Raw genomic sequence first — 24298 nt, 5'->3', positions numbered from 1 at the left:
CGAGGCCGCGGGCGTGGCCGTGTGGCTGATCGGATTGCCGGTGCCGCCCGCGAGCAGGCTCTGGATGTCCGCGGTGACGTAAGTACGGTTGACCGAGACGTTGTTGAAATAGCCGCCGTCCATCTTCGAGCCGCGGACCGCCAGACGGACGCCCACCGTGTCCGACAGCGGGCCCGAAGCGATGAACTCGCCCTGATACTGGTGCGAGCGGAATTCGTAGCCGGCACGGGCGATGAATTCGGGCTTGTCGCCCGGATCGTTGGTAGTCAGCGAGATCACGCCGGCGGTAGCATTCTTACCGAAAAACAGCGCCTGCGGACCCTTCAGCACTTCGACGCGCTTGAGATCGAAGAAGCCCTCCTGGATGATCCGGCCCTGCCCGTAATAAGCGCCGTCGACGACGACTGCGACCGACTGCTCGATACCGATCGAAGTCGACGACGAGCCGATGCCGCGCAACGTGAGCTGGGCGCCAGACCCGTTCGAAGCACGGCCGACGTTGAGGTTCGGCGTCGCCGCGGCGATCTTCTCGATGCTGGTGATGTCGCGCTGGAGGATCACCTTCTCCGAAATCGCGGTCACCGAAACAGGGACGCTCTGCGCGGTTTCCTCGCGCTTGCGCGCCGTGACGACGATGTCGCTAAGGCCGCCCTGTTCCTCGGCCGCCGGACCGGCAGCGGGCTCCGAAGTCTGGGCCATCGCCGGCACGGCAGAGACCGTGAGACCGAGAATGCTAGATGCGAGCAAGCTCGCCTTGCGCAGCGTCATCCAAAACCTCCCAATATTGTCTTGGGGCGGCTTCTACGTCCGCTCGAACCCTTTCATTCCTCGCCAAAATACTAGCCCTAACCTTTTGGGCAGGTTCTCGCTCGGCGACCGACCGGCAGGCCTCCAGGCGGGAGACCCGACATGACGATCAACCGTTTCTGGCAATTGGACCACCATCCCGAGGGCAGCGACTTCCGCGCCGCGCTGAGCCTGCGCGAGGAGAGCCTGGCGCCGCTCGGCGAAGGCCAGGTACGCATCCGCACGCTCTGGCTGTCGATGGACGCAGGCACGCGCATGTGGATGAGTCCTCGCACCGACGGCTATCAGGCGCCGCTGCCGCTGGGCGCCAAGATGATCGGCCTGTGCCTGGGCCGGGTCGCGGAAAGCCGCGACCCGCGCTTTGCCGTGGGCGCCCTGGTCCGCGGCTTCGGCCAGTGGGCCGAATATGCCGACGTGGCGCCCGACCTGGCAGGGCTCGAACTGCTCGACGAGACCGTGGCCGATCCGCGCCAGCATTTCGGCGCGCTCGGGATGAACGCCTGGACAGCCTATGTCGGAGTCAAGGAAGTAGCCGGTGTGAAGCCCGGCGAGTGGCTCGCAGTATCTGCCGCGGCCGGCGCGACGGGCAGCCTGGCCTGTCAGGTCGGCCGGAATCTCGGCGCGAAAGTGGTCGGCATCGCCGGCGGGCCGGAGAAGTGCCGCTACCTGCGCGAGGAGATCGGCGTCGACCTGGCGATCGACTACCGCAACGAGGACGTCGCGGCGGCGCTCGCCACGATCGACGGCGGCCTGAATGCCTATTTCGACAATGTCGGCGGGCCGATCCTCGACGCGGTTCTGCCCAACATGGCGCACTACGGCCGCATCGCCATCTGCGGCCTCGTCGCCAGCTACGACGGAGACAGGCCGATGCCCGGCCCGACCCGCTTCGACCAGATCCTGATGCGACGGCTGCGGGTCGAGGGCTTCTTCATCCCCGACTTCCTCGAGCGCGGCGCCGAATTCCTGCCGCAGCTGCGCACCTGGCTCGACGAAGGCAAGCTGGCGCTGCGCTTCGACGAGTTCGGGGGCATGGAAAAAGTGCTCGACGCCTACGCCCACATGCTGAGCGGCGGCAATATCGGCAAGGTGCTGGTCAGGGTCGCCGAGGACTGATCAGGTTGCCGCCATCCCGCCGTCGACGATCATCTCGGTGCCGGTGACGTAGCGGGATTCGTCCGAGGCCAGGAACAGGTTCATGTTGGCGATCTCGATCGGGTCGCCCATGTAGCCCATCGGGATCAGCGCGAGTGTGGCATCGTAGTTGGCCGCGTTATCCTCGGCCGCGACGCCCTGCATGTTGGTCAGGATCATGCCCGGATGCACCGAGTTGCAGCGGATCCTGTCCTTCGCACATTCGACCGCGATGACTTTCGAGAACAGCCGGACACCACCCTTCGACGCCGCATAGGCGCCGCAGGCGGGAACGCCGAACAGACCGGCGACCGACGACAGGTTGATGATCGAGCCGCCGTTGCCGGCCTTGCGCATCGCTACGACGGCGCGCTTGGTGCCGAGGAAGACACTGGCGAGATTGACGTCGTTCTGCAGGTTCCATTCGGCCAGCGTCATGTCCTCGATTGGCCGCAACACGGCGATGCCGGCATTGTTGACCAGAACGTCGAGCCGGCCGTGAGCGCTGTCGATCTCGGCCATCACCCGGTCCCAGTCGGCCTCGCTGGTCACGTCGTGCGAGGCCGAGTGTGCGCGGCCGCCTTCGGCACGGATCGCGGCCGCCGCCTTCTCGGCGCCCGCGGCGTCGCGGTCGGTCAGCCAGACGATCGCGCCTTCCTCGGCAAAGCGCTGCGCAGTGGCGCTGCCGAGCCCCGGCACCGAGGCCGCACCCGTGACCAGTGCGACCTTATCTTGCAGACGACCCATCCTATTCTCCGATTCCCTGGAAATTCACATCTTGATGCCGAGCGTACCGCCGAAGGTGCGTGGCTCGAGGCCCATGCCGAACGACCAAAGGCCCGCAACGGTGAAAGCGTGGGTGGTAGTGCGGGTGTCGGCAAGATTGCGGCCAAACACGCGGAAGTAAGCATCGACGCCCTGAAGCGAGAAGTTGAAGGTCATGCTGGCGTCGACGAGGTCCTGAGTGACAGTGCGCACGCGGGCGTCGTTGCCGTTGACCTTGATAAGCGTCGCCGCACCCGCGCCGTTGGTAACCGCGGTCAGCGATTCAGCGGAGAGCTGCTCGTCATAGGGACTGATGTGGCGCCAGCCAACCGAGGTCACGATCTTGCCGAAGCTGGTGGGCAGCGTGTACTCGCCATTGAGCGAACTGGTGAACTTGGGTGCGTAGATCAGGTTGTTGCCCGAATAGTCGAACGGTACCAATCCGGCGCCGCAACTGTTGGCGGCCACAGCGCCAGCATAGGCACCGCAAGTGACGAAATTACGAAAATGCGAGTCCATCACCGCTACCGAGCCGCTGATCCGCAAACCCTCGGCCACACGCAGGGTGAAATCGCCTTCGATGCCCTTGATGATCGCGCCGCCCGGGACGTTGCCGGTGATCGTCTGGTTGCCGGTTGGGCCACCGGGCACGGTCAGATTCTGCTGCATGTTCTTGTAGTCGGAAATGTAGCCGGCGATGTTGATCTCGAGCTTGCGGTCGAAAGCCGCCAGCTTGGCACCGATCTCATAGGCATCCACGGTTTCCGGCTGGAACGGGGTGCTGGCCGTGGCAGCGGTAGCGGCTCGGGGGCTGAAGCCGCCTGATCGGTAGCCGCGCGACCATGAGGCATAGAGCATGACGTCGCTGTTCGGGCGGTAGTCGATCCCGACCTTGGGCGTGAACTTGTTGAAGCTGGCGTTGCCGGTGCCGACAGCCGCGAACTGGCTGCGCGACACGTTCGCCGGATCGATCAGCACGTTGGGGGCGAAGCCGTTGTAAAGCTGCTTGTTGTCATGGCTGTAGCGACCGCCGAATGACAGGCGGAACTTGTCGGCGAAGGCCCAGTTGAAGTCGCCGAACACTGCGTAGCTTTCGGTCTTGCCCTCGACATGCTGCGCGGCCTTGTCGAAGAGGGTCGGCGGGACCGTGGGCGCGAAGCCGAATACGCGCGACCATTGCGTCAGATCGTAAGTCGACTTGAAATAATAACCGCCGACGACATAGTCGAAGCCCTGAAACAGATTGCCAGAGGCGCGCAGCTCCTGGCTCCACTGTGTGTAGTGCTGGCGGCGATCGACATAATAGAGATCGGTCGAAGATCCATCGAAGTCCTGTGTCTGCTCCTCGCGGCTGTGGCGCCAGCCGCTGATCGATGACAGTTTCACCGTGCCAAGCTGGTAGTTCATCGTCAGCGTCGCGTCTGGTGCGTGATAGTGGCTATCCGCCGCCTGGCCGAAGGTCGTATATAGGTCGGTGGTGGTATTGCGGTTGCATTCCCGTGCTGGCTCGAAGCCGCAGAATACTTCACCGGTCTTTGCGATGTTGGAGACTACCGGATCGAAGCTTTGCACCACGTTCTCGACGGTCAGCTGAGCGTCGAAGTCAGAGCCTGCCGGGCGGAACAGCAGGCTGCCGCCATAGCTGTCGCCCTTGCTCCAGCCGGCGCTGACGTTGCGAATGACGTTGTCATAGAAACCGTCGGTCTGGTTGTGAAAGTACCACAGCTTGACGCCCCAGGTGCTGCCATCGCCATAATTGGCGATAGCCTTGGCCGACCACGTGTTCCACTTGCCATAGGTGAACTCGGCCTTGAGACCGGGCTCCATCGTCGGCTTGGTGCGCTGGATGTTGACCACGCCTCCGATGGTATTGGCTCCGAACAGAGTACCCTGCGGGCCGCGCAGGACTTCGATCTGGGCGATATCGAACGCGTCCTGGAGCTGGCCGGTGCTGGTGCCGATGGTGATGCCATCGACGACCACGCCTACGGTTGGCGTCTGCGATTTCTCGATATCGGCATAGGTCAGGCCGCGGATCGAGATGTTGGCCGCCTGCGCGCCTGAATTTTGCTGGGTGATCAACAGGCCCGGTGCCGCGCCTTGGAGATCGCCGATGTTCACGGCAGCCTTCGCTTCGAGCATTGCGGTATTGATCGCAGTGATGGCGACCGGCGTCGTCGACAGGGTTTCGTCGCGGCGGCGGGCCGAAACGATGATTTCGTTGGGATCAACTTCCGCGGTCGCTCCTGCGGCCGCCTCTTGCGCCAGGACCGGCGTCGAAAATCCGGCAAGAGCCGATGTCGAAAGCGCGGCAACAAGCACGCGGTGTCCATATGCGAAGCGCATGATTTCCGTCCCCCAGATTTGCCGCAGAACTTCTGTCCGCTGGCGTAAACATGCTATGCTACGGTTGGCCCGAGAGAATTAACTGCCAAAAGAAATAGGTGCGCCCCGCGCGTCTCCGCGCGACCTCTAGGGTCGAAATTAGGAGCGCGATCATGACCGGGAATCGGCAATTCTTGCTTGTACGGCGGCCACAAGGCTCGCCGGTCGCCGAAGATTTTCGTCTGGCCGACAATCCCGTACCGGCGCCTCCGCCCGGCGGCTTCGTCATCCGCAACCGCTTCGGCTCGCTCGATCCCGCCCAGCGCGGCTGGATGGACGACGTGCCCAGCTACATGCCGCCGATCCCCCCTGGGCGATCCCGTCCGCGCAACGACCGTCGGCACGGTCCATGCCTCGGACAATCCCGACTTCGCGCCAGGCCAGTGGGTGCTCGGCGTGAACGCGCTGGAGGACTATTCGGTGGCGCTGCCAGGCGGCTTCACCATGCCGATCGACATCGGCCAGGTCGGGTCACCGTCGAACTTTCTCTCGGTTCTGGGGGCGGTTGGGCTGACCAGCTATTTCGGGCTCGACGTGGCCAAGCCTCGGGCCGGGGAAACGCTGCTCGTTTCGGGTGCGGCGGGGGCGGTCGGCTCGGTCGTCGGCCAACTCGGCAAGATCGCCGGCTGCCGCGTGATCGGCATAGCCGGCGGACCCGACAAGTGCCGGCGGCTGCTGGACGACTACGGCTTCGATGTGGCGATCGACTACAAGGGCAAGTCGGTCGACGCCCTCGCCGCCGAGATCGCCGCCGCCGCGCCGCAAGGGGCGGACATCGTCTTCGAGAACGTCGGCGGCGACGTCATGGACGCCGAGCTGCTCAACCTGGCCCACCGTGCCCGCATCGTGCTCTGCGGCCTGATCAGCGAGTACAACGCGCCCGAGAAGATCGGCGTCCGCAACCTCTGGGAGGTCATCGCGCGCGAGGCGACGATCCATGGCTTCCTCATCGCCGGCTACGTCGACCGTTTCGCCGAGGGCGGCGCGCAGATGGCGCGGTGGATGGCCGAGGGCCGGCTGCGCATGGACGAGGACATCCAGGAGGGTCTGGAGAATGCCTACCCGGCCTTCATGCGGCTGTTCAGCGGCGCCAATACCGGCAAGCTGGTGCTCAAGATCGCCTGACGAAGAGAAGCGCGGCAAGCCGCAAGGCCTGCCGCGCGAGGTGCGGAGAGAGCGGTAAAACCCCTAGAATTGGACGCGCTTGGTATAGCCGCCGTCGATGATCACGTTGGTACCCGTCGTGTAGGACGAAGCCGGGCTGGCAAGGAAGACGATGGTCTTTGCCACCTCGTCCGGCCCGCCCCAGCGGCCCAGCGCGAACTGCGCTTCGGTCGCAGCGTGAAGCTCGGGCGCGCCGGCCTTGATCGCTTCCCAGTTGCCGCCCGGGAACGCGATCGGGCCCGGCGAAACCGTGTTGACTCGGATGCCTTGCGGGCCGAGCTGCTGGCCCAGCTGGCTGGCATAGGTGATCAGCGCGCCCTTGAGCGCGTTGAACGCCTGCGGAACGATGAAGGTCTCGACGCCCGCGGTGCTCGACAGGATGACGATTGAGCCCGCACCGGACTTTTCGAGATAGGGCGTCAACGTCTCACAGCCGATCACCGTGCCCTTGACGTCGACGTTGTAGCAGGTGTCCCAGTCGCCCGTGGCACCCGAGCCCGATGCGCTGGCACCCGGAACGAACACGTCGCAGCCGCCGAGCTTGTCGGCCGCCGACTTGAGCCAGGCTGCATAGGCATCGAGATCGCTCATGTCGAAAGCCTCGCCGACGACCTTGCCGCCGTGGCGCGACAGCGATTTCACCGTCTCGTCGACCTGCTCGGGATTGCGCGAGAAGAAGGCGACGTCGCAGCCTTCCGCGGCGAAGAGTTCCAGCGCCGCACGGCCGATGCCGCGGCTGCCGCCGGTCAGGATGACCTTCTTGCCTTTCAGACCCAGATCCATCGCTCGCTCCTCGCCTATTTTGATGATGCCGCCTTCTCGCCCTTCGGCCTGCCTCGGACCACTGTATTTTTGGTCAGGATTGGGGCCCGGCAGGGCGTGCTAGCTCGCGAGGACAGCAAGAGGGAGAGCATGCCGTGGGACAGCTCGCAGGAAAGACCGCCGTGGTGCTCGGCGCCAGCAGCGAAGGCAACATGGGCCAGCACATCGCCCGGCAGTTCCTCTCGGAAGGCGCCAAGGTGCTGGTCTCTGGGCGCAAGGCCGAAGTGCTCGAAAGCTTCGCGCGCGCCGAAGGCTGCGAATGGGCGTCCTGTGATCTCACCGACGACGCGAGCGTGGCCGCGCTCGCCCACAGTGCGCAAGCGAAACTCGGCGGCATCGACATCGCAGTGAACGCTACCGGCTGGGGGCTACTCAAGCCTTTCCTCGACACGACGCATGAAGAGCTGATGGCGATGACCGCGCTGCAATATGTCGGCCCGTTCCACTTCTACCAGGCGATGATCCGCAAGATGGCGCTCAGCCGCGGCGGGCGCGGCGGGTCGATCATCCAGATCAGCTCGGCGACCGCGACGATCATGCTCAACGACCACGCCGCCTACATGGGCACCAAGGCCGGCGCCGACCACGTCATCCGCTGCGTCGCGCACGAGTTCGGCCGCGAGGGCATCCGTGCCAATTCGATCTCGCCGGGCCTCACCGACACACCGATGACCGCGGAGCACAAGGAAGTGCCCGGCCTGTTCGACGCCTTCCTCGCCGGCTACCCGCTCGGCCGCATCGGCACGTCGGACGACATCGCCGCCGCCGCCGTCTGGCTCGCCGGCGACCAGTGCTTCATGACCGGCGAGAACCTCCAGGTAAACGGGGGACTGACCTTGCGACGCAATCCGACCAACGACGAGATCGCGGCCGCGGTGGCCGCAGCTAGCGCTCCAACTTCGCCTTGATGTCGGCGCGCAGCAGGTCCTTGCGGACCTTGCCCGAGGCGGTGCGCGGAAAGTCATCGACCAGCTCGAAACGCTCGGGAATCTTCTGCTTGGCCAGGCCGCTGGCGACGACATGGGCGGCGAGCGCTTCGGGCGAAGGTGCTTCCTCGCCGCGCGCGATCACGTAGGCGCAGACACCCTCGCCCAGCCGGGCATGCGGCATCGCGACGACGCTCGACTCGCGCACTGCGGCGTGGGTGTGGAGCACGTCCTCGATCTCCTTGGCCGAGATGTTCTCGCCGCCGCGGATGATGAGGTCCTTCTTGCGCCCGGTGATCGTGATCGCGCCGTCCGCCGTGCGCACGCCGAGGTCGCCCGTGCGGAAGAAGCCGTCGGGCGTGATTGCCTCGCGCGTCTGCGCTTCGTCGGCATAGCCGAGCAGCATGCCCGGCCCGCGCGCGAGGATCTCGCCTTCCATGCCCTCGGCGAGCGGGCGATCATCGGTATCGACGATACGCACGTCGTAGTCGACGATCTCGCCGTCGGTGGTCGCCGCCAGATTGGCGTCGCGCGGCCAGCCGAAAGTCACCAGCGGCACTTCCGACGAGCCGAAGACGCGGAAGGCATGGCAGTTCTGGAACGCGGCATTGGCCGCAGGGATCAGGTCCGACGGCACCGCCGCGCCGCCGCAGGCGAAGTAGCGGAACGAGGGCAGGCGATTGCCGCTCGCCCGCGCGGCGGCGGCGAGCTCGACAAGGAAAGGCGTCGCCGCGGTCGTCCCGACGAGCTGGTGGCGCTCGATCAGCGCCAGCGCTGCGCCGGCGTCCCAGCTTTCCATCAGCACGGTCCGCGTGCCGCAGATCAGCGGCGCCTCGAGCCCGTTGGCATAGCCGGATATATGCGTGACGGGCGATGGCATCAGCGTTCCCTCGCCAGCCTGCACGCCCCAGTGGCGCGTGCTCGCGGCGACGATGCGCTGCAGCGTCACGTGGCTATGCAGCACGCCCTTCGGCCGCCCGGTGGTGCCCGAGGTATAGAGCACCAGCTTGACCCCCAGCGGATCGACCTTCGGTCGCGCGAAAGCCTTGCCCCGCCCCTCGGCCAGCAGCGCCGACAGGTCGTTCGCGCCCTCGCCGCGCACGGTGAAGACCTGGGCCAGGTCGGGCAACACGGCGCCGACGCGGGCCGCCATCGCGGCGAAGTCGTAGCCTCGGAACGCGGCTGCGACGAAGAACGCCCGCGCGCCGCAGTCGCCCAGCATCTGCGTGACTTCGTGGTCGCGGTAGATCGGCACGATCGGATTGACGACTAGGCCCGACATCGCCGCGGCCAGGTTGATCACCGCCGCCTCACGCCAGTTGGGCACCTGGAAGGCGATCACATCGCCGGGCCGCAGCCCGCGCGCGTGAAGCGCGACGCTCAGCGCCTCGGCGTCGGCCACCAGAGCCTCGCGGGTCAGGCGCTCCTCACCCTCGACGAAGGCGACGAAGCCGGGATCCTGTTCGGCCAGGACATAGGCCTGATCGGCGATCGTGCGCTCGTCCCACAGGCCGGCGCCGGCGAAAGCCTGCTGGTGCGGTGCGGGAATATGCAGCCAGCGCCAGGGCGGCGCGCTTCTCTCATCCATCGCCCAGCACTGCCCTTCCCTTCCCCGCGCGCCAACTGGCGAAAAGGCCAAGCATCGCCCAAGAATTCCGGGGGTACCTGTCACCTCTCGCAGCTTGTCGGCGCTCCGCCGCTTTGCTCAACTCGCATCCATAGCACCATCCGGGAGACGAGCGTGGACCGCATTGAACAGCTCGGCGACGTTGCCGAGATCATGCTCGACTATGTCGAGAACAAGAAGACCTTCCAGACCGACAAGCCGATGCCGGTCCCCACGCGCTCCTATACCGACACCGACCAGTGGCGCGCCGAGATGGAGCTGGTGTTCAAACGCGTACCGCTGATGCTCGCCTTCACCGCGGAACTGCCCAATCCCGGCGATTTCAAGACGATGGATGCCGTCGGCCTGCCGGTGCTGATCAGCCGCGCCAAGGACGGCACGGTCCGCGCCTTCCTCAACGTCTGCGCGCACCGCGGCGCGCCAGTGGCCGAGGGCAAGGGCAACTGCGCGCGCTTCACCTGCAAGTACCACGCCTGGACCTACGGCCAGGACGGCAAGCTGCTCGCGGTCTCGGAAGCAGGCACTTTCGGAGAGGTCGACAAGGCCGCGCGCGGCCTGCGCGAGCTACCGTGCGAGGAACGTGCCGGCATGATCTTCGCCTGCCTGACACCCAACGCGCCGCTGGATCTCGACAACCATTTCCGCGGTTTCCTCGAGGATTTCGCAGCGCTCGACTTCGCCGGCTGGTCCTACCTCGGCTCGCGCGAGATCGTCGGGGCCAACTGGAAGATTGCCTTCGACGGCTATCTCGAAGGCTACCACTTCGCCTCGCTGCACCCCGAGACGATCGCCCCGCGTACCCCCTCGAACTGCACGCATTACGAAGGCTTCGGCCCAAACATCCGCATCGGTTTTCCGCAACGACGGATTTCGGAAGCGCTGCGCCCGCTTCCGCGTGAGCAATGGGGCAGCCAGGAGAACAACGGTTACGATTTCGTGCGGATCTTCTTCCCCAACGTGTCGATCTTCATCGCGCCCGAGATCACCCAGATCGCACAGCTCTTTCCCGGGCCGACGCCCGACCGTAACCGGACCGTGCTCAACTACCTGCGCCGCGAAGCCCCGCGTGACGACGAGGACCGCGCCAATATCGAAGCCATGATCAACTTCTTCCGCGATGTGACCTACAACGAGGATTACGTGATCGGGCTGGATATCCAGAAGGGCCTGGAGAGCGGCGCGCACGACGATCTCGTCTTCGGCCGCAACGAGCGCGGCAACCAGTACTTCCACGAATGGCTGAACTGGTATCTGGAGGATGATCCGTCGCTGCCCGAACCGGTGATGTGAGAGGCCGGTGACGGTCACGGTCATAACGCTGCTCAAACGGCGCGAAGGTATGAGCAAGACGGACTTCATCGCCTACTACGAGGAGAACCACCGTCGCATCGGCGAGAGCGTGCTCGCCGGCCGCGCCACGCGCTACGTCCGGCGCTTCCTGCATCCGCTGGACGGCGAAGACCGATGGGAGGACGCCGATGTGGTCATGGAGATCGACTTCGCCGACGAGGCGGCACGCGACGCCTGTTTCGCCGCGCTGGCCCAGCCGGCGATGGCCAGGATGATCGCCGAGGACGAGGCACGCCTGTTCGACCGCAACCGCATCCGTTCGTTCGCGGTGGAGGAACGGCGCTCGGAGATCTGATCAGATCACCAGGGGTGGATTTCGCCGTTCCACCTGTAGAAGTCGCCCGACTTGTCGAGCGTCCAGCCCTCTGCGAGTGTCCGCACGCCGGTGGCGCTTTCCTGCGGCGTGATGTCCGCACCGGCGCCGCCCATGTCGGTCTGGACATAGCCCGGATGGATCAGGCCGACGACGATGCCGCGGCCCTTGAGGTCGATCGCCACCGATCGCATCATCCGGTTGAGCCCCGCCTTCGCCGCGACATAGGAATAGAAGCCGCCATAGGGCCAGGTCGAAGCCGCGAGCTGGCTGGTGATGTTCATCACTTTCGATCCGGCCTGCATCCGCGGCAGGAAGGCCTGCAGGACGCGCAGCGGTCCCTTGATCATGACCTCGATAGCCTGGTCGAACTGCGCCCAGTCGGCGCTTTCGAGCTCGGGCGCGACGACGCCGGTGACACCGGCTACGTTGTAAAGGATGTCGATCGGCTCCTCGCCGGTCGAGGCCGCACCTGCCTTCACCGAGGCGTCGTCAGCAACGTCCATCGCGTGCACAGTCAGCAGACCGCTCGAATCGGCCGCCAGCGCGTTCAGCGCCTGGGCGCCCTTCGGATCGCGCGCCAGGGCATAGACCCGGTCGCCCTGGGCCACATGCTGCCGCACCAGTTCCAGCGCGATGCCACGCCCGGCCCCGGTAATCGCCACATTCGCCATCAGGATCTCCTTCGTTCGATCGCTCTGTTCATCAGACTAGGCTTGGCACGAACCGGCAAAACTGTCCGAAGTGCCAGATATACCGCGGCCCCGCAGATGGCAGACTGCTCCCGAACCAGCCGGAGAGGCAAGATGCCATTCGATCTCGAAGCGGAAGTCCGCGACCTTGCCGCGCGGCGCGACATCACCGACGCCGTCCATCGCTACATGCGCGGGCTCGACCGGCTCGATCCCGCGCTGCAGCGCACCGCCTTCCACGACGATGCCTGGATCGACGCCGGCATTTTCGCCGGCGATGCCGCGGCCTTCGTCGACTTCTGCCAGGATCTGCTCGGCGCGATGGAAGCGACGCACCACCTGCTCGGCCAGATGCGGATCGAGGTCCAAGGCGAGACCGCGCTCGGCGAATGCTATTTCCAGGCCTGGCACGGCACCCGCGACGAAGCCGGGCAGCCGCGCGACCTGTTCATCGCCGGACGGTATGTCGACGAGTACGCCTGTAAGAATGGCGAGTGGAGGATCGCGAAGCGCAGGCTTATCACCGATTGGGTCAAGGACGATCCGGCGGACCACGGCTTCTTCGCCGCGAACCCCACGACCAACCGGGCCGGACGCCGAGGAGAAGATTTCAGCGAAACGCTTGCCTGGAAAAACAATCAGGCCGGACGGGGCTGAAGCCGAAAGGGATGCAATGAACGCCGAAGCCAAGGTTTCCCGTTACTCGCCGGAATTCGACCAGCCGGTGCGCGGCGACACGATCACCGCCGACCGCTATATTTCCAGGGACTGGATGGCGCTGGAGATGAAGAATCTCTGGCCCAAGGTCTGGCACCTGGGCGGCGTGCTCGCCGACATCGAGGATGCGGGCGACATCATCCGCCACAACTTCGCCAAGGAATCGGTGATCATGGTCCGGCAGGAGGACGGCTCCGTCCGCGCCTTCTACAATTCGTGCCCGCACCGGGGCAACCGGCTGATCCTGGGCGAAGCGACGAGCGTTCCCGCGATCACCTGTGGCTACCACGGCTGGAAGTACGATCTCGACGGCACGCTCATCGGCGTCCAGGATCCGGAGGACTTCGCCGACGGCAACCCCTGCGGCCGCGTGCACCTGACCGAGCTGCGTTGCGACATCTGGGGGCCTTTCGTGTTCTGGTGCATGGACGACGACGTCCCGCCTTTGCTCGACTGGCTTTCGCCCTATCCCGAACGGCTCGCCGGCTATGGCTTGGAGAACTGGGTACGCGTGCTCAACGTCTCGGCCGACTGCGAGTTCAACTGGAAGATCATCCGCGACAATTTCAACGAGTCCTATCACCTCCCGACGATCCACCCCGAGCTGGCGACCTTCATCAACGACGGCCTGCCCTCGACCCTGTTCGAGATGTACCCATCGGGGCACAACGCGATGTGGATGGTCGGGCACCAGGCCACGACCCGAAAAGACTACGCCAGCGGCGATGTGCCCGCCCCGCTCGACGATGTCGCCCGCGCCTGGGGGATCGATCCCGCCGCCTACCAGGGCCGCACCGACGAGATTCGCCAGGCGGTGATCGAGGCCAAGCGGAGCCTCGGGCCCGAGCGCGGCTATGCCAACTACGCGGACATGACCGACCAGCAACTGGTCGACTATTTCCACTGCACGATGTTTCCCAACCTGACGCTGACGATGTCGCCCGAGCAGTGCCAGATCCTGCGCACCGAGCCGCATCCGACCGATCCCGAGAAATGCGTCTTCCAGCACTGGTGCCTCTATCCGCCGGTGCCGGGCATGAAGGAGGTCGAGACCCCCATCGGCCCGCTGCCGCTGCGCCACGACGCACTCAAGCGCCACAGCACCTATGGCGACGGCGTCTCGGTCGGCTATGTCGCCGATCAGGATCTATCGATCGGCACCAGTCAGCAGCAGGGGCTCAATTCGCGCGGGTTCAAGGGCTGCCTGCTGCCGCTCCAGGAAAAGCGCGTGCAGCGTTTCCATGAACTGCTCAACGACATGGTGCTGGGCCGCCCGGCATGAGCCTGCCGATCGAGGACCGCCTGGCGATCGAGGACCTGCTCATCGCCTATTGCCACGCCGTCGACAGTCTCAGCGACATCGACGGGATCTGTGCGGTGTTTACCGAAGACGCCGACTACGACCTCTCGGGCATCGGTTTTCCGCACAAGCGCGGCCATGCCGGCATCCGCGAATTCTTCACCGGCGTGTTCGCGGGCATGGCGCACCACGCGCATTACCTGACCAACTTCGCCGTGACCGCCTATTCCGCCGACACCGCCTCGGCGCGCGCCTACATCATCGGCATGGGCCGCGGGAAGGACGGCAGCGCGATTACCGTCCACGGGCGCTATTACTTCGACCTGGTGCGGACCGGGACCAGCTGGAAGGCCAGGCGATATACGATGGACTTCCTGATCCCGCCGTCGGCCTGAGTGCTTGGGGCGGAGGTCTGGGCAGAGCGTCCGAAAAGCCGCTGCCCTATCTTCCTCGTTCTGCCTCCCCTACCGCTTTCACCACGTAAATGGCCAGCGTATCGGGCTGCAATTCCAGGCGCGCGCTGCCTTTCGGCTGGCGGCGGCGAACAGGCGGTTCGTCGCGCGAAGGGCGGCTTTGCTCGCCGGCATCGTGCCAGGCATACTGATCCGGCCCATAGCTGTAGATGTCGGCCGGTCCCTGGATATCGGTAATCTTGCCCAGCCCATCCCTGCCCGCCATCAGCAACTTGTGCGTGCGCGTGGCGCTGCGGTTGATCAGCAGGACGGCCAGCTTGTGGTCGGGGCGCAGCACGGCATAGGCCACGACATCCCCATTATCCGATCCCTCCACCTGGGCGTCGATCACCCGATGAAGTCCGTGGCCCGGCACGGTCCAGACCCGGGTCAGCAGGCGGCCGGTATGATAGCCGGGCATCGGTAGCGTCGCCTGGCCATTCGCGTCAGCCAGGAACGGCATCATGTTGCCATAGCCGGCGCAGGGAAGATGCTGGTTCACCGGCACGTTCGGGCCATAGCCGAACATATAGGCAGCATGGCCGCCAAGGCTCAGCCATTGCCCGACGATGCCCGCCATCAGCAGAGCGCTCGGCATCTCGGACATTGCCCGGCCCGAATAGGCGGAGAACCCGTATTCGGTGATGATGCGCGGCGTGCCGGGCGGCACTCCATCGCTGTCGAGATTCCGCGCGATCTCTTGCATCATCGCGCTCTGCTGGATCAGCTTGGCGTGGATGTCGCCGCAGATGTCGTCGAAAGGATAGTATTCGAACGACAGGAAGCCCAGGTCGTCCAGCCGCTGCCGCCGATTGAGGTAGGCGATGAATTCGCTGTTCCACGAGCCCGGCTTCTCGGGCTGCATCCAGTTCTCGGTAAAGGCGCTCTGCAGGCTGGGTCCGCCGAGGCTTGCGCCGGGCAGGATGCCCTTCACGCGATCGGCCATGGCGAGATAGAGCGCGCCATAGTCCTCCGCCGCGCCATATTGGCCGTCGGGCTCCTCGCCCAGTTCGACCTGCTTCACCGGATAGCCGCGGCGCGCGATGTAGCGCAGTTCCGCCGCGACGTTTTCAGGCGTGTCGAACAGCAGCCCCGTTGGCATCATGATCGGCAGCCCGAAGCCGAGCCCTGTCGCGAAAATCCTGTCGATTCCGGCCTGTTCGAGCGCGGGATTGCGATCGACGGCACGGTGCCATGGGTCCGTTGACGATACGTGGGCGAAGGTCTGGTGATCGTGCGAAGCGGCGTGGACGACGGCATCGTCGAGCGTGCCGTCCGCTCGCCCGGTGCCGAACGATACCTCCCGCACCGCATAGCCCATCCCGTCCCGCCAGTCGGTCGACCCCGCCGGCGCGGTACCCGATGCGACAAGCAGCAGCACGCGGACGTGCGACGTGGTGATGGGCCGGTCGGCCAAGGCCAGCCTCACCTCACCGCCGCTTCCGCCATCGACTGCGCCGCGGGGGAAAGTCACCCATCGGCCTTTGGGATCGTATTCGGTTTCGCCGGTCCAGTATTGCACCGCATAGCGCAGTGCGAAGGGCGTGCCCCAATCGATCACCGCGCTGTCGATCGGCCGCGGCTTGTCGAACCGCACGACCAGCCATTGGCGGTGCTCCTCGCCGTCGCGAAGAACCTTGGGGTCGAGATAGGGGTTCGACTTCCAGAAGCTCTCGCGGTCGCCGTCGGTCAGGCGCGAATAGTCGTCGTTGTTGGCGTTATCGAGCGTGTCGCCGCGCCGTGGCAGGCGGTAGCCCCAGGAGAGGGCGATCGGCGGGCCGAGCTTGTCGCTCGACACCCAGTAACCTTGCTGGCGTGCCGGATCGCTCCAGGTGCCGACGGGATTCCAGTGCCAGGTCTGCACGCCCAGTTCGGTCCGCAAGCGGTAGCTGAGCGGACGCAGCCCGAGGCTTTTCATCGCGCGGATGTTTCGCCCGGTCAGCAGGCGGTCGATATCTCCCTCCTCGGAACCGTCGATCGCCGCCCCAAGCGCTTCATCGGGCCGGAAATCATGGCCCGCAGTTCCCCCCGACAGGTCGATGACGACCCGCTGCTCGGCGACCGGATCGCCATGCGCCGGCGCCAGCGGCAGAAGGGTCAGGGTCGCCAGGCAGATACCAATGAGGCGGCATGAACGGTCGGCAAGCCGCCAGGGCATCAGATAGCGCTGCAAGGCAGTGTAGTCCTGTTTCGATGACAATCGCCCAGGACGATATCTGGCCGGCAGTAACGGACAATGCAACCGACGCCGGTTTTCCTGCCTCAGTGGTTGGGGATATGCGTCCCCAAGTGCCGCCCGGCGAGGTAGCCGAAGGTCATGCCCGGGCCGAGCGTACCGCCGGCGCCGCCGTAGCCCTCGCCCAGCACCGCCGCCATGGCGTTGCCCGCCGCGTAGAGGCCCGGGATCGGCTCCCCGTTCCAGTCGAGCACCTGGGCGTCGCCGTTGGTCCGGGGGCCACCACAGGTGCCCAGCGCGCCGGACTCCATCTTGACCGCGTAGTAAGGGCCCCGGTCGATCACGCCGAGCGTGCGGTAGGGCGGATCGAAGTCCGCATCGCCCCACATGTAGAAATTGTCGTAGCTATTGTCACCGCGGTTGAAGTCGTCATCGTGGCCCTTGCGGACCATGTCGTTGAACCGGGCCACGGCGGCCTTCAGGCCCTCGGCGTCTATCCCTGCCTTTTCCGCCAATTCCTCCAGCGTCTCGGCCTGCATGACGAAGGACGGCAGCGGCGATGACGGCATGGCGTTGAACAGCGGATACTTGTCGCGATAGCGCTGATCGATGATCAGCCAGTAGGGCAGGTTGGCATAGGCATGGGTGCCGGCGTCGAAGGCGTGGAGCGCCTTGCCCATGGCGTTGTAGTTCGCCGCCTCGTTGACAAAGCGCTTGCCGGCACGGTTGACGAGGATGGCGCCGGGGCGCGCGCGCTCGTCAGAACCGAGCAGGTAGTTGGGCTTGGCATTGCGGTGCTGCGGTTTGAATTCGAGCACAGACTGCTGCCAAAACGCATTCTGCATGTTGCCGAGCTGGGCGCCGGCCTCGATCGCCATCAGCAGGCCATCGCCCTCGTTCTCGGGTACGGAGACCGGACCGGTGAGTGGTCCGCGCAGGAAGGCCTTCACGAGCTGCTCATTCCACTCGAAACCGCCGGTGGCGATGACCACGCCGCGGCGCGCGCGCACGCGGAAATCGCGGCCACTGGCGTCCTCGGCCACGACGCCGACGATCCGATCACCATCTTTGGTCCCGGCCTTGACCAGCTTGCGGGCGCGCTTCTCGAACTCGACCGGGATGCCGCGATCAAGCACGGCCTTGAACAGCGAGCCGGCCAGCGCCTGCCCGAGCCCCCGGTAATCGCCCTTCTCGCGCTCGGCGAGCGTGGCCTCGTCGAGCGTGCCGCCCACCGCTTCCATCAGGCTGCCGCGCACCGGATAGGCCATCTTGGTCGGATTGACCCGCGTGGCCCATTTGCCGAGCCGTTCGAAGGAGAAGGCCTCGTTGTCAAGCGAGCGGCCGCCATCGGGCTTGGCGCCCGGCAGGTAGGGCTGATAGTCGGGAAAGTCGGCGAAGGCATGGAAACGGACTGGCGTCCTTTCCATGAGGTAGCGGATCATCTCCGGCCCGGTCTCGAGGAAGGCGCCCAAGGTTTCGGGGTCGAGCTGGCCCGGTGCGAGGGCGTCGAGGTAGGCGACGACGTCGTCGTCGGAATCTTCGATGCCGGCTTCCTGCTGATAGGGATTGTTCGGTATCCACAGCATGCCGCCCGACATGGCGGTCGTCCCGCCGACCATCCCGGACTTTTCCAGGATCACCACGTCCTTGGCGCCGAAATCATGCGCCGAGATCGCCGCGGTCATCGCGGCTCCGCCGGAACCGAGAACGACGACGTCCGCCTCAAGGTCCCACTTAATGTCTTCCGTCATTGCCAATCTCCGTCTCTCAGACCTGGCTGAAACCGCCGTCCATGAGGAATTCCGAACAGGTAACGAAGCTCGCCGCTTCCGAGCAGAGGTAGATCACCCCGCCGGCCATCTCGTCGGGGCGCCCCAGCCGGCCGATCGGATGGCTCGCGACCATGGATGCGTGCGAAGCCTCGCGCGAAGGCGAGGCGCCCAGCTCGACATAGCGGTCCATGATGCTGGCCAGCATGCCCGTCTCGATCCCGCCCGGATGCACCGAGTTGCAGCGGATGTTGTAGCCGAGCGCGGCGAATTCGGCGCCCATGCACTTCGACAGCATCTTCACCGCCGCCTTGCTCGTGCAGTAGGCCGCGTTGAACGGCGCGCCGCGCAGACCGCCGACGCTCGAGAAGTTGACGATCGAGGCACCGCCCTTGCGTGCCTTGCCGCCTTCCTTGAGCAGCGGCAGAAGGATCTGGCTGCCTATGATCACGGAATCGACGTTGATCGCGTTGACCCGATGCCACTCGTCGAGCGGCGTGTCCTCGATCCGGCCGACGATCGAGATCGCCGCGAGATTCACCAGCGCGTCGAGCCGGCCGTATTTTTCACGGACCAGAGCCTCGACCGAATTCCAGTCGGCCTCGCTGGTCACGTCGTGGCGCAGGTAATCGTCGGCGCCGGGCACTTCGGCGCTCTCGGCGAGATCGGTGGCGACGATGACCGCGCCGGCGTCCTTCATCTGCTGCACGACTGCGCGGCCGATGCCGCCGGCCGCGCCGGTGACGACCGCGATAACGTTTTCCAATCCGATCATTGTGCCGTCCATCCGCCGTCCATGACCAGTTCGGCGCCGGTCATGTAGGCGCTGTCCTCGCTGGCGAGGAAGAACACGCCCGAGGCGAGCTCGGCGGGCTGGGCCAAGCGCCCCAGCGGCGTCTGTGCCGCGACCGCATCGACCAGGTCCTGCGGTTTTTCCGCCGCGCCCTTATCGACCCAGCGCTGGAAGCCTTCCTGCAACAGCGGCGTCACGACGAAGCCGGGGTGCAGCGAATTGGCACGGATCGGCATTTGTTTCTTGGCGAACTCGACCGCGATCGACTTGGTGAACAGCCGCACCGCACCTTTGCTGGCGTTGTAGGCCGAGGTGTCGGTGTAGCCGACCAGACCCATGATCGAGCTGACGTTGATGATCGAACTGCCGCCGCGGAATTCGCGGCCGTGCTCGGCCAGCATCGGCACGAAGGTCTTCACGCCGAGGAACACGCCGTCGACGTTGATGTCCATGATCCGCCGCCAGCCTTCCATGGTCAGGCTCTCGACCGGTCCGGTCAGATCGATGCCGGCGTTGTTGACCAGGATGTGGAGCTTGCCGTGGCGGCTCTGCACGGCATCGCGGGCCCGCTGCCAGTCGGCCTCCTGGGTGACGTTGGCCTGAACATAGCTAGCCGCCTGACCCAATCGGCCGAGCACCTCCACAGCGAGCGCGCTTTCCGGCGCGTCGAGATCGGACAGCACGACTTCTGCGCCTTCCGCCAGAAACCGCTCGACGCAGGCGAGGCCGATGCCGCGCAGGCCGCCCGAAACGAAAGCGACCTTGCCTTTCAGCCGCTGTGAACCGAGATCGCTCATACGCCCATCATCCCTGCCGTGGTTGCTCCGTCGATCACGTATTCGCTGCCCGAGACGAAGCGCGCCTCGTCCGAAGCGAGCCAGGCGACGATCCCGGCGATCTCTTCCACCGTCCCCATCCTGCGGAGCGGCGACATGCTCTCGTAAGCAGCGCGGGCCGCAGCGGGATCGGGCGCGTTCTCGATCTGCCCGCGGATGATCCCGGTCTCGACCACGCCCGGCAGGATCGCGTTGACGCGGATCTTGTAGCCCTGGTTGCCGCAATGGACCGCGGCCGATTTGACCAGCGCCACCACTGCCGCCTTCGACACCGAATAGGCGACGAAATTGCCCATGGCCCGGTGCGCGTTCATCGAGGAATTGATCACGATCGAGCCTGTCGGCCCGTCGGGATTGTGCTTCATCGCCCGGATCGCCTGCTGGACGGTGAGCATTACCCCGGTCTGGTTGACCGCGATGACGTTGTCCCAGCCCGCAATGCCGATGTCCTCGATGCTGGCGTCGCCATGCTCGGTGCCGGCATTGGCGAAGACGATGTCGAGCCGCCCGTGCTCGCCGAGGATCGCCTCCATCAGCGCCGGCCAGGCTTCGGCTTCCTGGACGCGATGCGCCAGAAAGCGTGCGCCGGTGCTCGCGACGAGCGCCTGTGCGGCTTCCGCGTTCGATCCGGTGAAGACGACCCGCGCACCTTCCGCCGCCAGCCGCTCGACGGTGCCTGCGCCGATGCCCGAAGTTCCGCCCGTTACGAGAGCGACCTTGCCCTCCAGCCGTTTGCTCACGGCATTCTCCCATGGTTTTGGTGGTACTGGTTTGGCCGATAATCGGCCGCCTGCAACCTATGCTTTCGACAAGGTGACGCCCGCTTGCGCAGGGGGCAGAACCAGCGGAGACACCAGAAATAGGGAAGAAGGATTCGACTGATGGCGGAACGCGATCCGGGGCTGAACGAGGAGAAGGACCGCGGGATAAGCTGGACCGACCTGATGGCGATCGACTCCCGCCCGGCACCGGCCTCGCTAACCGAGGAAAGCTACGAATACCGCGGCTCCGACCCGCTGCCCGTCACCCGCTATATCAGCTCGGAATTCGCGCAGCTCGAGCGCGAGCGGATGTGGCCGCATGTATGGCAGTTCGCCGCGCGCGAGGAGGACATCCCCGACGCGGGCGACTACACCGTGTTCGAGAACGCCGGCCGGTCCTGGCTGGTGACGCGTCAGGAGGACGGCTCGGTCCGCGCGCTCCACAACGTCTGTCTCCACCGCGGCCGCAAGCTGCGCACCGAGGATGGCAATGCCGACACCTTCACCTGCCCGTTCCACGGCTTCTCCTGGAACAGCGACGGGAGCTTCCGCACGATGCCCTGCTCGTGGGACTTCAAGCACCTGTCGCAGGAGAAGCTGCAGCTTCCCGAAGCCGAGGTCGCGCATTGGGGCGGCTACATCTTCCTTCGCGAGGAGAAGGGCGGGCCGAGCCTCGAGGAATTCCTGGCGCCGCTGCCCGAGCATTTCAAGCGCTGGCGGCACGAGGAATGCACGACGGTGATCTGGGTGGCCAAGGAAGTGCAGGCCAACTGGAAGGTCACCGCCGAGGCCTTCATGGAAGCCTGGCACACGGTCGTCACCCACCCGCAGCTGCTGCCTTTCACCGGCGACAGCAACGCCGCCTACTGGACCTGGGGCGACAACATCAACGTCAACCTCGTGCCCTTCGGCATCGTCTCGCCGCACCTCGGCAATACGGGCAAGCCCGAGCAGTGGATCGTCGACGAATTCGTCAAGTTCAACGGCCGCTCGGCCGACAACTACGAGAACGCCGGCGATCCCTTCGCCGTGCAGGTGCCCGAGGGCAAGACCGCGCGCGAGGCGCTCGGCGATGCCATGCGCAAGGGCTATACCGAACAGACCGGCTACGACCACGATGATGCGACCGACGCCGAACTGCTCGACGGTCTGGTCTACAATGTCTTTCCGAACTTCTCGCCCTGGGGCGGCTTCATGCCCAACGTCGTCTACCGCTGGCGGCCGGGGAAGACGCCCGACACCTGCCTGATGGAAGTCCGCATCCTGGCACGGGTCAAGAAGGGCGAGCCGATCCCGCGCAGCGTGCCGATGCATCTCCTCGGCCCCGACGAACTGTGGACCGCAGCCGAGGAACTCGGCGTGCTCGGTTCGGTGTTCGAGCAGGACATGGCCAACCTGCCTTTCGTCCAGGAGGGCCTGCACGCCTCGAAGACCGGCGAAGTCCAGCTCGGCGACTATCAGGAGATCCGCATCCGCCAGTTCCACCAGACGCTCGACAAATACATCTCGGGCGAACTCGGGGCCGAGCGGTGAGCCAAGCGGAAGCGCATCCGCCGCGGATCGACTGCGTCCTCGTCTGCGGCGGGGTCTGGCACGATATGGACTTCGCCCGGCTCGAGCTGCTCAAGCTCCTCGCCGAGGATCCGCGCATCCGCACGCGCGTGTTCGAGGACTATGAGACGGTCGAGGCCATCGCCAAGGCCGATATCCTGATCACCTACACCTGCGACGTCACGCCGTCGCTCAAGGCGCAGGAGGTGCTGCGCGACTGGCTGGCCAAAGGGGGCCGCTGGTATGCACTGCACGGCACCAATTCGGTGCTGCGGATGCTCGACAACGGGCTGTGGGATGCGCCGCGCTGGGCGCCGCTGTTCATGGACCTGCTAGGCAGCCAGTTCCTCTCGCACCCGCCGATCGCGCCCTACCGCGTGACCGTCGCCGACCCCGGCCATCCGCTGGTGGCCGGGGTCGAGCCTTTCGACACCAACGACGAGCTCTATCACATGGAACGCCACGGCGATCTCCACGTGCTGCTCGAGACCGAATGCAGCGAGCCGGGCACCGGCTTCGCCGAAGCGGACGGCGCGCCGGGCACCCATCCCGTGTTCTACATCAAGCAGCACGGCGCGGGCGCAGTGCTTTATTTGACGCTGGGGCACTGCCGCGGGCACTACGATCTCCAGCCGATGCTCGACTGGTGGCCAGCGGTCGATCGCTGTGCCTGGGACCTGCCGGTGTTCTACGACCTGCTCCGGCGCGGTATCGGCTGGATCAAGGAACGGCAGCCCGCCTAGCTCTCAACCCCGGCGAAGCGATCGAGCGCGGCGTCGGGGCCGTCGGGCCAGCGCGACAGCACCAGCAGCCGCTTGTGGCCGTGGCCAACCGACAATTCGTCGGTCACGCCCATGCCGCCATGGAACTGGATCATGTCGTGGCCGAGCGCGACCGAGACCTCGGAAACGAAGGCCCGTGCACCCAGCACGGCGCTGCCGAATTCGGGCTGCCGCCACGACACCATCGCCAGGTTCATCAAGCCGCGTGCCTGCTCGATCGCGGCATAGTGCGCCACCATCCGATGCTGCAATGCCTGGAACGATGCCAGCCGCGCGCCGTACTGCTCACGCGTGCGGAGGTGATCGATCGTCTCGGAGAATATCCGCTCCATGACGCCGATCGCCTCAGCCGATCGGGCGAGGCTGGCGAGTTCTCCGGCTACGGCGATCTCGGCAAGGCCGCCGGTCAAGCGGCCCGCTCCATCGACGGCAACGTCATCGAACCGCAACGAAGCGGCGACACTACCGTCCGCCATGTGCCAATGCGCCAGCGACAGGCCGGAAGCATCGGCGGGAACGAAGAACAGGCCGACGCCATCGTTGTCGTCAGGTGCGCCCTCGCCCCGCGCCGAGACGATGAAACCGTCCGCGCCGCCAGCGGCTGGGACGTAGGCCTTCTCGCCCGAAATCCGCCAACCGCCTCCGTCCACCGTAGCGCGGGTCTCGATCCAGGCGCGTCCGTCGCGACTGCGCTCCTCGACATGAGCCAGGGCGATACGGCGCTCTCCGGCCAATAGGCTCGGCAGCCAGGCCCCGCGGAGCGGTTCCGTGGCGGTGGCGGCAAAAAGCCGGCCTGCAAGGAGGACGTTCTCGATCAGGGGCTCGACGACGAGGCCGCGGCCCAGCGCTTCGAACACGGTCGCGATTCCGGTAGCATCGAGATCGAGACCGCCGGCCTCGGTATCGAACATCGCGGCGATCAGGCCCAAGTCGCCGAGCAGCTTCCAGTTCGCCGGCGAGAAGCCGTGGGGCTCGGCCAAGAAGCGGCGCCGGCTTTCAATGTCATAATGGTCGACGACGAAGCGCTCGGCGAGCGCCTTCAATAGTTCCTCGTCTTCGCTGAGATCGAAATTCACCCGCCCGCTCCCGGTATCATGGGACGGCTGTAACATCATCGGCGCGCGGACTACGCTGAGCAAAAGGTTAGGGTGAAAACGCAGATTTCCTCGTTTGCTG

General features: G+C 65.6%; 20 protein-coding genes and 2 pseudogenes. 10 read left to right on the top strand and 12 right to left on the bottom strand.

Annotation, left to right across the window (positions count from 1 at the left end; all coding sequences use genetic code 11):
* Positions 1-336 precede the first annotated feature (336 nt).
* Positions 337-699: pseudogene (locus KRR38_RS37500) on the bottom strand (TonB-dependent receptor plug domain-containing protein); the annotation flags it as partial.
* Positions 700-909: 210 nt separating this feature from the next.
* Here KRR38_RS37500 and KRR38_RS26185 point away from each other — a divergent pair.
* A complete protein-coding gene (locus KRR38_RS26185) occupies positions 910-1923 on the top strand; it encodes an NADP-dependent oxidoreductase (protein WP_217406354.1) in 1014 nt (337 codons plus the stop codon).
* Here KRR38_RS26185 and KRR38_RS26180 read toward each other — a convergent pair whose 3' ends face one another.
* Both KRR38_RS26180 and KRR38_RS26175 read right to left on the bottom strand, forming a co-directional pair.
* Positions 1924-2688 (bottom strand): SDR family NAD(P)-dependent oxidoreductase, encoded by a 765-nt coding sequence (locus KRR38_RS26180; RefSeq protein WP_217406353.1) that lies wholly within the window; start codon positions 2686-2688, stop codon positions 1924-1926.
* A gap of 24 nt (positions 2689-2712) precedes the next feature.
* Positions 2713-5052, bottom strand: a complete 2340-nt coding sequence (locus tag KRR38_RS26175) for a TonB-dependent receptor (protein ID WP_217406352.1) — start codon at positions 5050-5052, stop codon at positions 2713-2715.
* Between the two features lie 152 nt (positions 5053-5204).
* On the opposite strand from KRR38_RS26175, the pseudogene KRR38_RS26170 reads away from it, so the two are divergent.
* Positions 5205-6216 (top strand): annotated as a pseudogene (locus tag KRR38_RS26170) (NADP-dependent oxidoreductase).
* Positions 6217-6279: 63 nt separating this feature from the next.
* On the opposite strand, the gene KRR38_RS26165 reads toward KRR38_RS26170, so the two are convergent.
* A complete protein-coding gene (locus KRR38_RS26165; protein WP_217406351.1) occupies positions 6280-7038 on the bottom strand; it encodes an SDR family NAD(P)-dependent oxidoreductase in 759 nt (252 codons plus the stop codon).
* 134 nt (positions 7039-7172) lie between these two features.
* Between KRR38_RS26165 and KRR38_RS26160 the strand changes: the two genes are divergently transcribed.
* Positions 7173-7985: an SDR family NAD(P)-dependent oxidoreductase gene (locus tag KRR38_RS26160; RefSeq protein ID WP_217406350.1), complete on the top strand. Its 813-nt coding sequence runs from the start codon at positions 7173-7175 to the stop codon at positions 7983-7985.
* On the opposite strand, the gene KRR38_RS26155 is transcribed toward KRR38_RS26160, so the two are convergent.
* Positions 7963-9591, bottom strand: a complete 1629-nt coding sequence (locus KRR38_RS26155; protein WP_217406349.1) for an AMP-binding protein — start codon at positions 9589-9591, stop codon at positions 7963-7965. The genes KRR38_RS26160 and KRR38_RS26155 overlap by 23 nt on opposite strands.
* A gap of 153 nt (positions 9592-9744) precedes the next feature.
* Here KRR38_RS26155 and KRR38_RS26150 point away from each other — a divergent pair, with 153 nt between their 5' ends.
* Both KRR38_RS26150 and KRR38_RS26145 read left to right on the top strand, forming a co-directional pair.
* A complete protein-coding gene (locus KRR38_RS26150; RefSeq protein ID WP_217406348.1) occupies positions 9745-10920 on the top strand; it encodes an SRPBCC family protein in 1176 nt (391 codons plus the stop codon).
* A gap of 7 nt (positions 10921-10927) precedes the next feature.
* The gene (locus KRR38_RS26145) at positions 10928-11275 is read left to right on the top strand and encodes an EthD domain-containing protein (RefSeq protein WP_217406347.1); all 348 of its coding nucleotides are present in this window, start codon (positions 10928-10930) and stop codon (positions 11273-11275) included.
* Between the two features lie 5 nt (positions 11276-11280).
* Here KRR38_RS26145 and KRR38_RS26140 read toward each other — a convergent pair whose 3' ends face one another.
* Entirely contained in the window at positions 11281-11967 is a 687-nt protein-coding gene (locus KRR38_RS26140; RefSeq protein ID WP_217406346.1) for an SDR family NAD(P)-dependent oxidoreductase, read from the bottom strand.
* Between the two features lie 132 nt (positions 11968-12099).
* On the opposite strand from KRR38_RS26140, the gene KRR38_RS26135 reads away from it, so the two are divergent.
* Genes KRR38_RS26135 through KRR38_RS26125 form a run of 3 tightly spaced genes read left to right on the top strand, consistent with a single transcriptional unit; the run spans position 12100 to position 14397 of the window.
* The gene (locus tag KRR38_RS26135; RefSeq protein WP_217406345.1) at positions 12100-12642 is read left to right on the top strand and encodes a nuclear transport factor 2 family protein; all 543 of its coding nucleotides are present in this window, start codon (positions 12100-12102) and stop codon (positions 12640-12642) included.
* A gap of 16 nt (positions 12643-12658) precedes the next feature.
* Positions 12659-13984 (top strand): SRPBCC family protein, encoded by a 1326-nt coding sequence (locus KRR38_RS26130; protein WP_217406344.1) that lies wholly within the window; start codon positions 12659-12661, stop codon positions 13982-13984.
* Positions 13981-14397 (top strand): nuclear transport factor 2 family protein, encoded by a 417-nt coding sequence (locus KRR38_RS26125; protein ID WP_217406343.1) that lies wholly within the window; start codon positions 13981-13983, stop codon positions 14395-14397. Before KRR38_RS26130 ends, KRR38_RS26125 begins: the two co-directional genes overlap by 4 nt.
* Before the next feature lie 46 nt (positions 14398-14443).
* Here KRR38_RS26125 and KRR38_RS26120 read toward each other — a convergent pair whose 3' ends face one another.
* From KRR38_RS26120 to KRR38_RS26100, 5 genes are all read right to left on the bottom strand, one after another.
* Positions 14444-16627, bottom strand: a complete 2184-nt coding sequence (locus KRR38_RS26120; protein ID WP_217406342.1) for a discoidin domain-containing protein — start codon at positions 16625-16627, stop codon at positions 14444-14446.
* An 89-nt stretch (positions 16628-16716) separates the two neighbouring features.
* The gene (locus tag KRR38_RS26115) at positions 16717-18381 is read right to left on the bottom strand and encodes an FAD-binding protein (RefSeq protein ID WP_217406341.1); all 1665 of its coding nucleotides are present in this window, start codon (positions 18379-18381) and stop codon (positions 16717-16719) included.
* Between the two features lie 16 nt (positions 18382-18397).
* Positions 18398-19174, bottom strand: a complete 777-nt coding sequence (locus KRR38_RS26110; RefSeq protein ID WP_217406340.1) for an SDR family oxidoreductase — start codon at positions 19172-19174, stop codon at positions 18398-18400.
* Positions 19171-19989 carry an SDR family oxidoreductase gene (locus KRR38_RS26105; RefSeq protein ID WP_217406339.1) on the bottom strand — a complete coding sequence of 273 codons (819 nt, stop codon included), beginning with the start codon at positions 19987-19989 and terminating at the stop codon, positions 19171-19173. The genes KRR38_RS26110 and KRR38_RS26105 overlap by 4 nt, the downstream gene beginning before the upstream one ends.
* Positions 19986-20768 carry an SDR family NAD(P)-dependent oxidoreductase gene (locus KRR38_RS26100; protein ID WP_217406338.1) on the bottom strand — a complete coding sequence of 261 codons (783 nt, stop codon included), beginning with the start codon at positions 20766-20768 and terminating at the stop codon, positions 19986-19988. The genes KRR38_RS26105 and KRR38_RS26100 overlap by 4 nt, the downstream gene beginning before the upstream one ends.
* Before the next feature lie 141 nt (positions 20769-20909).
* Between KRR38_RS26100 and KRR38_RS26095 the strand changes: the two genes are divergently transcribed.
* Positions 20910-22322 carry an SRPBCC family protein gene (locus tag KRR38_RS26095; RefSeq protein WP_217406337.1) on the top strand — a complete coding sequence of 471 codons (1413 nt, stop codon included), beginning with the start codon at positions 20910-20912 and terminating at the stop codon, positions 22320-22322.
* The gene (locus tag KRR38_RS26090; RefSeq protein ID WP_217406336.1) at positions 22319-23083 is read left to right on the top strand and encodes a ThuA domain-containing protein; all 765 of its coding nucleotides are present in this window, start codon (positions 22319-22321) and stop codon (positions 23081-23083) included. The genes KRR38_RS26095 and KRR38_RS26090 overlap by 4 nt, the downstream gene beginning before the upstream one ends.
* On the opposite strand, the gene KRR38_RS26085 is transcribed toward KRR38_RS26090, so the two are convergent.
* A complete protein-coding gene (locus KRR38_RS26085) occupies positions 23080-24198 on the bottom strand; it encodes an acyl-CoA dehydrogenase family protein (RefSeq protein WP_217406335.1) in 1119 nt (372 codons plus the stop codon). The two genes, KRR38_RS26090 and KRR38_RS26085, sit on opposite strands and share 4 nt — an antisense overlap.
* Positions 24199-24298: the final 100 nt, after the last annotated feature.

The sequence above is a fragment of the Novosphingobium sp. G106 genome, from assembly GCF_019075875.1.
In the GTDB taxonomy this organism is placed as follows: domain Bacteria; phylum Pseudomonadota; class Alphaproteobacteria; order Sphingomonadales; family Sphingomonadaceae; genus Novosphingobium.
Note: the sequence above shows the minus strand (reverse complement) of the source record. Positions and strands in the feature narration are given on the sequence as shown.